Raw genomic sequence first — 12,147 nt, forward strand, 5'->3', positions numbered from 1 at the left:
GAGAGAACATGATATGCAGACACAAGACGAGCAGTTAATTACAGAACAATTGAATGAGATGACAGCACAATTGGATCAACTCAGTGTCAGAGAGGCACTAGAAAATATGAACCGTGAAGATAAAGTCGTAGCTCATGCTGTAGAAGAGGAGCTTGATGCAATTACGTCCGCTGCCGAAACAATCATTAAAGCCCTCCAAAAGGGGGGACGCCTTTTCTATATCGGAGCCGGTACGAGTGGGCGGCTTGGTGTGCTCGATGCGTCGGAATGTCCGCCGACCTTTAATACATCTCCGAATCTCGTAAAGGGGTTGATTGCCGGGGGTGAAACGGCGCTGCAATTTGCTGTCGAAGGGATAGAAGATTCCGAAGAAGAAGGTGCAAACGATCTGGCCTTTCATGCGCTCTCGTCTCATGATGTCGTGGTGGGCATTGCGGCCAGTGGACGGACGCCCTACGTTATAGGAGGGTTGCGCTATGCCAATGAAAAAGGGGCAGACACGATCAGTTTATCCTGTAACCCTGACACACCGATCAGCAAGCTCGCCCAAACACCAATTGATGTCATCGTTGGCCCTGAAATATTAAGCGGGTCGACACGGTTGAAGTCGGGTACAGCTCAAAAAATGGTCCTTAATATGTTAAGCACGGTTGCAATGGTTCAGATGGGTAAGGTTTACCAGAATTTAATGGTTGATGTGCAAGCAACGAACCAAAAGCTGAAAAACCGGGCAGTCAGGATTTTGCAATGGACAACAGATGTAAATAAAAAACAAGCGGTTGAACTGTTAACAGCTACAGATTGGAAAGTAAAAGAAGCCATCGTCATGGAAAAAACACATCTTGATTTGGAAAAAGTAAACGACTTACTTCAGGAAGCGGACGGTAAAGTAGCAGAAGCTATAGAAGCTGCTCATGATAATGGGGGAGGCGTGGAGTCATGACGTATGTATTGGATATTAACAATTTGCAAATTGACGTAACCAAAGACGGTCAAACTCACAACGTCGTGAAGGATGTAAGTCTAACAATTAAAAAGCAGCAAATCTACGGGATAGTAGGAGAATCTGGCAGCGGCAAGAGTTTAACCGCTCTTTCCATAATGGGCTTGTTAGCATCCCCACCTCTGCACATCTCCAAGGGCGAGATTGTGTTTGAAGAGCAGCAGCTATTGGAAAAATCAGCCCGTGAGATGCGTAAGGTAAGAGGGAAGGACATCTCCATGATATTTCAAGAGCCTATGACAGCCCTCGACCCCCTGTTTACCATCGAAGATCAGCTTATGGAGGCGTTACGCTTTCATACGAAACTTTCAAAAAAGGAAATGAAAAAGGCGTGTATCGATATTGTTGATAGAGTTGGAATCCCGAGGCCTGCAGAAGTCGTAAAAGAGTACCCTCATCAATTATCCGGCGGGATGCGGCAGCGCATCATGATTGCGATTGCCATGCTATGTAACCCGAAGCTGCTGCTGGCTGACGAACCGACTACAGCATTGGACGTGACGATTCAAGCGCAAATCCTCGACTTAATGAAAGAGTTGAAGGATGATTTTGATACCTCCATCCTGATGATCACGCATGATCTAGGTGTAATTGCCGAAACATGTGAGCGTGTCGCCGTCATGTATGCTGGTGAGATCGTAGAAGAAAGCGATGTTGTCAGTATTTTTCATTCGCCGAAACACCCCTATACGCAAGGGCTGTTGAAATCTATGGTTAGCGGAGACCGTGGTGATGAGCTATATTCCATTCCAGGCAAGGTTCCCTCAGTGGAAAACATGCCTGCAGGATGTCGTTTTGCCACAAGGTGCCCTCATGTAATGGATATCTGCCACGATCATACCCCAGATGTAAAAGAGGTTGCACAGGACCACACCTGTCAATGCTGGCTCTACCAGGAGGAGTTGGTTCACAATGGCTGATGCGATTTTAAAAATTGAAGGACTGGAAAAATTCTTCCCCATAAAAGCGGGCGTCTTCAAACGAACAGTAGGGCATGTCAAAGCTGTGAACGATGTAAGCTTTGACGTTAAAGAAAAAGAAACGTTCTCGTTAGTAGGCGAAAGCGGGTGTGGAAAATCAACCCTGGGCCGAAGCATTCTGCGCATCCTAGAACCGACGGGCGGAAAAGTCATGTTTGAGGATGAAAACATCTTACGTTTTTCACCTGAAAAGATTCGTCAATTACGGAAAGATATCCAGCTCGTTTTCCAGGACCCCTATAGTGCTTTAAACCCAAGAATGACGGTGCGCCAGCTTGTATCAGAGCCCTTATTTACACACTTCGATCTAAAGAAAAAAGACGTAGACCCTAAAGTTGATGACATTTTAGAAAAAGTCGGTTTGCCGATTGAGCATGCTGATCGGTATCCCCACCAATTCAGCGGCGGCCAGCGCCAGCGCATCAGCATCGCACGTGCCCTCGTACTTAAGCCAAAATTCGTGGTAGCGGATGAGCCGGTTTCAGCACTTGATGTTTCCATTCAGGCACAGATTTTAAAATTGCTGATGGACTTGCAAGAAGAATTTAATCTAACGTATTTATTCATTTCTCATGATTTAAATGTGGTCAAGCATATCAGTGACCGGGTGGGTGTCATGTATCTCGGCAAAATGATGGAAATGACAGAGACCGATTCTATTTACGAAGACCCGCTTCACCCCTATACGCAGGCGTTATTATCAGCCGTTCCCAAATCTGATCCGTTGGAGACAAAGGATCGGGTGATCTTGCAAGGAGATGTCCCGAGTCCGGCAGACCCGCCCTCTGGATGTCCTTTTCATCTTCGTTGCCCGAAGGCCATGGACGTATGTTCAAGTGTGGAGCCAGAATTCAAAGAAGTGAAGCCGCACCATTTAGTTGCCTGTCACTTATATGAATAGTCGACTGAGCGTTAGACCGATAAAAACTGAGCTAGACCGAAAAAGCGCGGCATTTGACCGATATCTGGTAGTGTAAGACTGAAAAAGGAGCAGCTTCGACCGATAAACGAGTCCAAAACGTGAACGCACTACTGTGGCCCCGGATGTTATATCCTGGGCTTTATATATGATCGGCTATTTTATCTGAAAAACGCGTTTTTATGCTGGTGTTTAGGGAACACGAAGGGAAGTAACAGTGACGATAAGGAGGAGCAACCATGACACGAAGCCAGCTCGGAATTTCGATTTATCCCGAGCACGCAGAAACGACTGACATAAAAGATTATATGAAAAAGGCGCACGATCTGGGCTTTACTCGGATTTTTACGAACTTGATAGCGGTAAAAAAAGAAAGTAGGGAGTATAAGAAGCTTGTTGAATTGTACACGCATGCTCAGCATCTGGGGTTTGACGTGATAGCGGATGTTGCTCCGCAAGTGTTTGAGGAGTGGGGTCTCAGCTATGAAGAGGTGCGTGAATTTAAGGCCATCGGGATTGATGGGCTCCGGCTTGATTTAGGGTTGGATCCTAAAACGGAAGCAGCGTTGACCTATGATGAGTCTGGCTTGCTGTTGGAGTTGAATTCCAGTATGCATGATGGCAATTTGGAAGCGGTTATGGCTCATCGTCCTAATAAGGAGCGACTTATAAGCTGTCATAATTTTTATCCGCAGAAATTTACCGGCCTGTCCAAGGAGCATTTTTTGCAGACGAGTCAGCATTTCAAATCGCATGGACTCAAAACAGCGGCATTTGTATCGTCGCAACGTGGCAGTTTTGGACTGTCGGGTGAATTTGAAGGCTTACCGACGATCGAAGAGCAGCGCGAGCTTGCTGTTGCCAATCAGGCGAAATGGTTATGGGCGACAGGGTTGATTGACGACATCATCGTTGGGAATATGTTTGCCTCGGACGAAGAGCTTGAGCAGTTGGCACAACTCCGTTCGGATGTTATCACGTTACAATTGGAAGAAAACGATCAGATAACACGGGTTGAACATGCTATAGTGTATAACCATATCCATCACGTACGCGGCGATATATCCGATTATATGTATCGTTCTACTGAGCCACGGGCGCTTTATAAACAATCGGATATTCCGCCTTCCTCTGACAGCAGCCGGCCGGTTTACCCGGGGGATATCTTGATTGGGAACAATTTATACGGCCGTTATAAAGGGGAATTGCAGATCGCTCGCAAAGAAATGCCGGCTGATGAACGAAAAAATAAGGTCGGCCGTGTATCACTCCCTGATTTTAGCTTGTTATATTTTCTCGATTCATGGCGTACTTTCCAATTTATGTCGTAATGTTTGTGTTGTTCGCTGGCATGGGAATACTGTGAGTAACACTTGATTATAGATCGAGTCAGCTGATTAAAGGAGAGGGTATTATGCTTCGTTGGGGCGTTTTAGGAACAGCCAACATTGCTAAAAAAGCGTTAATTCCAGCTATAGAGCGTGCATTTGATCAGGAAGTTATAGCCGTTGCCAGCAGCAGTGGAAATGAAAAAGCATTTGCTGAAGAAATGAATATTGCCACAAGTTATAGCAGTTATGAGGAATTGCTTGAGCAAAACGAGATTGATGCCGTTTATATTCCGCTTCCGAATCATACGCATAAAGAATGGGTGCTAAAAGCAGCGGAAGCGGGAAAACATGTCTTATGTGAAAAACCGGCTGCTCTTACGCGTGAAGATACGGCCGAGATGATAGATGTGTGCAATCGTAACAACGTAAAGTTTTTAGAAGCTTTCATGTATCAATTCCATCCGCAGCATCAATGGGTGAAGGATTTGATTGATGGCGGGGAAATCGGTAAGATTCAAATGATGAAGGCCAGTTTCACGTTTCCGCTTGGTGAAGAAGATTATAATATCCGTCTTGATTCCTCCAAAGGCGGCGGAAGTATGTGGGACGTAGGAAGCTACGGAACCCATGTTATCCTCGATATGCTTGAGGGCTCGCCAGCCGAATCCAAAGTAATATCAAAAAAAGGTAAGGAATACGATGTGGACGTGGCCTCCTTGATCTCTATGAAAATGGAAGATGGCGTGCTCGCCCAAATCGACTGCGGGTTCACCATGCCGCTGCGCCATCAATACGAAATAGTCGGTGCGATTGGCCGCATCACGGTGCCGTTTGCTTTCCGACCTGATAACAATGACCATGAGGGGGTCATACGGATTGAAAATAAAGATGGTATTCGAGAAGAGACCATTTCGGGAGATCAATACAGACAGCAAGTTGAAGCTTTCGCCAATGCAATCCGGGATGATGAATCGCTCGAAGCTTACCATAAGCACACGTTAGACAATATCCATCTGCTTGAACAGCTTTATGCCCAGGGAAAATAGCAGAACGTTCGAGGGAAATTTTAATCTGACTTTACCGGTCGTTTTGCCCTAAATAAGGGTCTGATTTAAGCGATATCCTGAGAAATCGACGGAAACTGATAGGGTTTTCGTCGATTTTTTTGTGGTTAAAACAGTGGGTTTGCGGAATTTCGTCAGAAAAATCAAACTTTATTGGTATAGACAACTATATCTATTAAAGATAAGCTTTTAAGTAATGGAAGCCCTTTCATGAAGAGGGGAGGGCAAATCGAATGAGGGAGTGGATACATGTCTTGAAAAAATCAACAGCGCTCGTGTTGTCTATTGTTATGGGGTTGACGCTGAGCCTACCGACTCTGACTGCAGCCCAGGGAAACAAAGAGAGCCCGACAATCGAGAACCGTTCGGAAAAATCGTCTCAGTCACGTCATCACCCTGCTTTTTCGTGGGGCACACCCGGACCGATTTCTAACGTGCTCCATCCAGGTTCGGCACGAGGAGCGGGGATGCGCGAAGAGCCACTTCAGGAAATCGATGACACGATGCAGGAGCTGATTGGTGAAGGTGTGATGCCGGGAGCCATTACGCATGTTGCGAGGCGCGGTCACGTGGTGCAGCATCAAGCTTATGGCTATGCGGCGAAATACGAAGATGACCAAGGAACAGTCATGTCGGATCCAGTTGCTATGCAAAAAGATACGATTATGGATTTAGCTTCGATCAGCAAGTTGTTTACGACAACTTCCGCGATGATCCTTTATGAACAAGGCGCCTTTGATTTGGATGATCTTGTAGCGGATTACCTGCCATCATTCGCCTCCAATGGGAAAGAAGCGGTCACGATTAGACAGTTGATGACCCACACCTCAGGTTTTCCTGCCTGGATACCCTTGTATCAACAAGGTGACAGTCGTGAAGACCGCTTGCAGATCGTCATGGAAGAACCGCTCACAGCCGAACCAGGGGAAAGCTATCAATATAGTGATCTGAATATGATTACCCTCGGTGTATTAATTGAAGAGCTGTCCGGGAAACGTCTCGATCAATTTGTTGCGGATAACATCACCGATCCACTCAATATGTCCAACACCATGTATAACCCCCCAGAATCGTTAAAACAGCAAACGGCCGCCACGGAATTCCAGCCTTATATTGATCGGGGTATCGTTTGGGGAGAGGTCCACGATGAAAACGCTTGGTCATTAGACGGCGTTGCGGGCCATGCAGGCGTTTTCTCCACGGCCTCGGACTTAGCTAAGTTTGCCCATATTTTTATTAATGATGGTCGCTATGGCGGCGAGCAAATCTTGAAGCCAGCCACCATCGATTTACTCGTAAACAATCAAATTCCGGATTTTCCTGGTAACGCTCACGGTTTAGGATGGGAGCTAAACCAGGGTTGGTATATGGATGCGTTATCTGAAAGCACGACCATCGGCCACACCGGGTATACAGGCACGTCCATTGTGATCAATCCCAACAACAAAACCGTGGCTATTTTACTCACCAACCGCGTGCACCCCACGCGTGACACCCCATCCACGAATCCCGCACGACGAGCTTTGGCACGACAGGTAGCTGATGCCATACCAGTTGACACACCGAAACATCGTGACACCTGGTTCGCAGGATACGGCAGCTCGGCTGACAAAACGTTAAAAGCTGAAATAGACCTTGATCATGACGCAACGTTAAGGTTTAGTACCTGGTACCGGATCGAAAATAACTATGATTTCGGGTATGTCGAGGTATCGAGTGACGGGGAGAATTGGGAAGACGTAACGCCTGAATCTTATACAGGCAGCAGCGGAAATTGGAAAGATGTAAATGTTGCGATACCAAAAGACACTCAGTTTGTCCGGTTCCGCTATAACACGGATGGCTCGGTCAATTCCAGAGGGTGGTATGTAAGCGAGCCGACCATTAAAGAAGACGGCGAACAACCTGATTCCTTGCAGTTGAGTTCGGATGAATGGGAAAAACGCTCCTATTAACACGCATCTATCAAACAATCCTAAGAAAGGACGTGACCTAATGAAAAAACGAGGTAAGCGCGGCTTGATCGGTATGCTGTTGTTCTTTATGTTAGCAGGGCAAACACTAGCAGGTTGGCCATCTAGCAATGTTCAGGCTGACGGGAAAGAAGGAGTCGATGATTTATTGATTTACCAGAACCTCCCGCAAGCTGAAGTAGAAGATGGGCAAGACACCATTAACTTAAAAGCTCTTCACGTCTATCAAGATGGCCATTTTATGTGGACAAGCGATCTAGAATGGGAATCGACCAATCAAAATGTGGCTACTGTTGATGATGATGGCACCGTCACCATGACCGGTCAGCCTGGTCGCTCCCATATCAAGGTGACAGACGGTCACTACACCGATCGAATATCTGTTCATACTAAACCGGACAAAAAGCCAGGTGAAAAAGGCAAACCGGATTTTAAGCCAACGATCATCAAACAAACCGGTGAACGCTATCAATTGGTTGATGACGCCCTGGCTAATATGTCCTTAGAAGAAAAATTAGGTCAAATGATGATGCCGGATTTTCGTAATTGGGACGGCGAAAATGTAACGGAAATGCTTCCGGAAATTGAGCAAATGGTTCAGGATTACCATTTGGGTGGTGTCATTTTATTCCGTGAAAATGTCGTCACGACTGCCCAGACGACTGAACTTGTCGCGGATTATCAGGCAGCCTCCGAAAAGTATGGCATGCTTGTAACGATCGATCAGGAGGGCGGCATTGTAACTCGCCTCCAGTCTGGTACAGATATGCCAGGCAATATGGCACTTGGAGCCACTCGCTCTGAAACTATCAGCCATAATGTCGGGGAAGCGATCGGGGAAGAACTCAATTCTTTAGGCATTAACATGAATCTAGCGCCGGTAATGGATGTTAACAACAACCCGGACAACCCGGTCATCGGCGTGCGTTCATTCGGGGAGGATCCTCAGTTAGTGAGCGACCTTGGCGTGTCTTATATTGAGGGCGTTCAGGACGCTGGCGTCGCTGCAACAGCCAAGCATTTCCCAGGTCACGGCGATACAGCTGTTGATTCCCATATCGGACTGCCCGAAGTGCCTTACGGGATGGAGCGTTTAGAGGAAGTCGAGCTCTATCCTTTCCAACAGGCGATGAACGCCGGTGTTGATGCTATTATGACCGCCCATGTCACCTTTCCGAAAATTGATGACAGTACGGCGATCTCGAAAAAAACAGGAGAAGAAATCAATATACCCGCCACGCTATCCCACGATGTTTTGACCGGGTTAATGCGTGAGCAAATGGGATACGAGGGCGTCATCTATACCGATGCACTTAACATGAATGCGATCGCTGACCACTTTGGTCCTGTAGATGCTGCCGTGCGTGCTGTAAAAGCAGGTTCGGATATTGTCCTGATGCCCGTCGGTATTTCAGATGTAGCTGAAGGGTTACAGGAAGCTGTGGAAACGGGTGAAATTTCCGTTGATCGCATTGAACAGTCGGTTGAACGCATCTTAGATCTTAAATTGAAAAAAGGGGTTATGAAATCAGAGCAGCCGGAACCGCTTGAAGATAAAATTGAGCAAGCCGAGCAAGTGGTTGGATCTGACGAGCATAAAGCCGTTGAAACAGAAGCTGCACGCGAGTCCATCACACTCGTGAAGAATGATCAGTCGCTGCCTATTGAGGGTAACCCAGATGAAGACATCGTCGTCATCGGAAACACTTACGTAGATGCTTTAGGCAGTGCCGTGAAGGAGCAACATGAAAATACCACAATCATGAACCTTGGTTCAGACTATGCCCTGTCAGATGAACAGCTTCAACACGTCCGGGAAGCCGACCATGTGATTACGGGCACTTACACGTACAATGTGTCCACTCGTTCTGACGATCATCCGCAAATGGAAATGGTGGATCAAGTCATGAGTGAGGCAGAAGGTAACGTGATCGGAGTAGGCATCCGCAACCCTTATGATATTATGGCTTATCCTGATGTGGATGCGTATGTTGCCCAGTATGGATTCCGAGACGCCAGTTTTGAAGCGACAGCGGCTGCTTTATTTGGCGATTACGCTCCAACCGGTCAACTTCCCGTTTCCATTCCGGGAACAGGCGATAATACGACCCTCTATGATTTCGGACATGGCTTAAGTTATTAATCCTAAAATGATCAAGGAGGAATCGAAATGAAAAAATGGTTTTCGCTTGCCCTGGTGGCCGTGCTCATGCTTTCTTCTTTAACCGTAGTGCTCGCAGACCCAGGAGGCAAAGGCAAGGGCCATCCCGGTAAAGGCAAGGATCATCCGCCTGGACAGGTGAAAAAATTCGATCTTGGTGTTGAGCAGCTTTTAGAAGAAGAAAAAGACTTGATTGAAGGGAAAAATGTCGGTTTAATTACGAACCCAACTGGTGTTAATGAAGACTTGAATAGCGTGGTGGATTTGCTGCATAACGATTCGGACGTTAATTTGACCGCGCTTTACGGGCCGGAACACGGTGTGCGCGGCAGTGCCCAGGCCGGGGAATACGTGGAATATTACATTGACGAACAAACCGGGCTCCCCGTCTACAGTCTGTATGGTGAAACGCGTAAGCCGACACCGGAAATGTTAGAAGGCATCGACGTGCTGCTGTTTGATATCCAGGATGTAGGCACCCGTTTCTACACGTACATTTATACGATGGCCTATGCGATGGAAGCGGCAGAAGAAAATGATGTTGAATTTGTCGTCCTGGACCGCCCGAACCCCATCAGCGGTTCTGAAGTCGCAGGTCCAGTACTGGATGAAGATTACACGTCCTTCGTCGGCAACTATCCGATCCCGCTTCGGCACGGGATGACCGTCGGTGAATTGGCGAAGTTATTCAACAACGAATACGGAATTGGTGCAGATTTGAATGTAGTTGAAATGGAACGATGGGATCGCGACATGTATTATGATGACACGCAGCTTGAATTCGTAGCGCCATCGCCTAACATGCCGACACTCGATACCGCCCTCGTCTATCCTGGCGCTGCGCTGATTGAAGGGACGAACGTGTCAGAAGGACGAGGAACAACCAAACCGTTTGAAATGGTCGGTGCACCGTTCATTAACAGCACCGAATTAGCAGCTGAAATGAACAGCCATGATCTCCCTGGTGTGACGTTCCGCGCTGCTTCATTCACACCGGCCTTTTCAAAACACAGCGGTGACTTGACGCACGGTGTTGAAATTCATGTAACCGATCAGGAACGCTATAAATCTGTCGAAACCGGTCTACATCTCGTGAAGACCATTCACGACATGTATCCGGACGATTTCGAATTCCGCGCCGAAAATAGTGAAGGCGTCTCGTTCTTCGACTATTTAATCGGTAATGGATGGGTTCGTGAAGCAATTGAAAACGGAGAGTCTGTCGACCAAATGAAAATGGAATGGCAAGATGATCTCCATGACTTCAAACAACTTCGCGAACAATATTTACTTTATTAATTGCACGCTTCCTCCCCTTAACAATATAAGTGTGAAACGGGAGCTCCGACCAACTAGTGGCGGGGCTCCCGTTTATTTTCATACTGTGCTCGAGTTGTCAGGTTCACGCGCCGATTTATCGTCGTATTACGCGCCAATATCGTTGGATCGCTCGCATATATCGTAGCTCGCAGCCAGAATATCGTCGCTTCGCCCAATGTCGTCGCATCACGCGCCAATATCGTCGGCTCGCTCGCATTTATCGTCGCTCGCGGCCAGAATATCGTCGCTCCGCCCAATGTCGTCGCACCGCGCGTCAATATCGTCGGTGCGACCGCGTTTATCGTCGTTCGTAGCCAGAATATCGTCGCTCCGCCTAATGTCGTCGCACCGCGCGTCAATATCGTCGGTGCGACCGCGTTTATCGTCGTTCGTAGCCAGAATATCGTCGCTCCGCCTAATGTCGTCGCACCGCGCGTCAATATCGTCGGTGCGACCGCGTTTATCGTCGTTCGTAGCCAGAATATCGTCGCTCCGCCCAATGTCGTCGCATCACGCGCCAATATCGTCGGCTCGCTCGCATTTATCGTCGCTCGCGGCCAGAATATCGTCGCTCCGCCCAATGTCGTCGCACCGCGCGCCAATATCGTCGGTGCGACCGCGTTTATCATCGTTCGTAGCCAGAATATCGTCGCTTCGCCCAATGTCGTCGCATCACGCGCCAATATCGTCGGCTCGCTCGCATTTATCGTCGCTCGCGGCCAGAATATCGTCGCTCCGCCCAATGTCGTCGCACCGCGCGTCAATATCGTCGGTGCGACCGCGTTTATCGTCGTTCGTAGCCAGAATATCGTCGCTCCGCCCAATGTCGTCGGACCGCGCGTCAATATCGTCGGTTCGCTCGCATTTATCGTCGCTCCGCCTAGTCGACTATTTATAAAGAGAGATGTTGACTTTGTTCAAGCCCAGCGTACGCGCAGCTTTCAGCATTTTCCGGACTTCATCTTCTGCAGAATCAAGGTCGATATCTTGACGGGAAATGTTCAAGCTGATCGGTTGAGCATTGCTGTCTTGTTGCAGATATGTGGAAGAAGCAGGTTGTTCAGTCTGTTCCTCATGATCTGGTTGAGTAATTGGTGTACGAGCTTCACCTTTAGTTTGTTTGCCGCGAATTTTCCGGCCGTGATAGACGATGTTGGGATAGGGACAGCCGGTTTCCTCCTGAATGTCGCGGTAACTTTTCGTTGTTTCGGATAACAGACGTTTTACTTCATTCAAATCATAATTATGTTTACGTTTAGCCATTTTTTGTAAAACTCCTTCTTTTTCTAAGTTCACTTCCATTTTAAACCAAGTCGGGCGAAAGTACTATACACAACCGGGGATAGATTTTTTCGACAAAAATTTAAAACAATATTACAAAAAGGGTGTTATTTTT

10 protein-coding genes are annotated in these 12,147 nt (G+C 47.5%); 8 read left to right on the forward strand and 2 right to left on the reverse strand.

The window, feature by feature from the left end; translation table 11 throughout:
* The first annotated feature begins 13 nt into the window (after positions 1 to 13).
* The 8 genes from murQ (at position 14) to HOP45_RS01890 (ending at position 10,730) form a co-directional block, all read left to right on the forward strand.
* Entirely contained in the window at positions 14 to 943 is a 930-nt protein-coding gene (gene murQ / locus HOP45_RS01855) for an N-acetylmuramic acid 6-phosphate etherase (protein ID WP_181347191.1), read from the forward strand.
* Positions 940 to 1,923, forward strand: a complete 984-nt coding sequence (locus HOP45_RS01860; RefSeq protein ID WP_181347192.1) for an ABC transporter ATP-binding protein — start codon at positions 940 to 942, stop codon at positions 1,921 to 1,923. The genes murQ and HOP45_RS01860 overlap by 4 nt, the downstream gene beginning before the upstream one ends.
* A complete protein-coding gene (locus HOP45_RS01865) occupies positions 1,916 to 2,884 on the forward strand; it encodes an ABC transporter ATP-binding protein (protein WP_181347193.1) in 969 nt (322 codons plus the stop codon). The genes HOP45_RS01860 and HOP45_RS01865 overlap by 8 nt, the downstream gene beginning before the upstream one ends.
* Before the next feature lie 257 nt (positions 2,885 to 3,141).
* Positions 3,142 to 4,233 (forward strand): DUF871 domain-containing protein, encoded by a 1,092-nt coding sequence (locus HOP45_RS01870; protein WP_181347194.1) that lies wholly within the window; start codon positions 3,142 to 3,144, stop codon positions 4,231 to 4,233.
* A gap of 83 nt (positions 4,234 to 4,316) precedes the next feature.
* Complete coding sequence (locus tag HOP45_RS01875) at positions 4,317 to 5,279, forward strand: Gfo/Idh/MocA family protein (RefSeq protein ID WP_181347195.1); 963 nt, start codon at positions 4,317 to 4,319, stop codon at positions 5,277 to 5,279.
* Positions 5,280 to 5,530: 251 nt separating this feature from the next.
* Positions 5,531 to 7,252 (forward strand): serine hydrolase domain-containing protein, encoded by a 1,722-nt coding sequence (locus HOP45_RS01880; protein ID WP_181347196.1) that lies wholly within the window; start codon positions 5,531 to 5,533, stop codon positions 7,250 to 7,252.
* 40 nt (positions 7,253 to 7,292) lie between these two features.
* Complete coding sequence (locus HOP45_RS01885; protein ID WP_181347197.1) at positions 7,293 to 9,413, forward strand: glycoside hydrolase family 3 protein; 2,121 nt, start codon at positions 7,293 to 7,295, stop codon at positions 9,411 to 9,413.
* A 27-nt stretch (positions 9,414 to 9,440) separates the two neighbouring features.
* Positions 9,441 to 10,730 carry an exo-beta-N-acetylmuramidase NamZ family protein gene (locus HOP45_RS01890; RefSeq protein WP_181347198.1) on the forward strand — a complete coding sequence of 430 codons (1,290 nt, stop codon included), beginning with the start codon at positions 9,441 to 9,443 and terminating at the stop codon, positions 10,728 to 10,730.
* A gap of 53 nt (positions 10,731 to 10,783) precedes the next feature.
* Here the strand turns inward: HOP45_RS01890 and HOP45_RS01895 are convergent, their stop codons facing one another.
* Positions 10,784 to 11,596, reverse strand: a complete 813-nt coding sequence (locus HOP45_RS01895) for a hypothetical protein (RefSeq protein ID WP_181347199.1) — start codon at positions 11,594 to 11,596, stop codon at positions 10,784 to 10,786.
* Between the two features lie 43 nt (positions 11,597 to 11,639).
* Entirely contained in the window at positions 11,640 to 12,014 is a 375-nt protein-coding gene (locus HOP45_RS01900) for a hypothetical protein (protein ID WP_181347200.1), read from the reverse strand.
* Between the last annotated feature and the right edge of the window lie 133 nt (positions 12,015 to 12,147).

The sequence above is a fragment of the Thalassobacillus sp. CUG 92003 genome, from assembly GCF_013618635.1.
In the GTDB taxonomy this organism is placed as follows: Bacteria; Bacillota; Bacilli; order Bacillales; family Halobacillaceae; genus CUG-92003.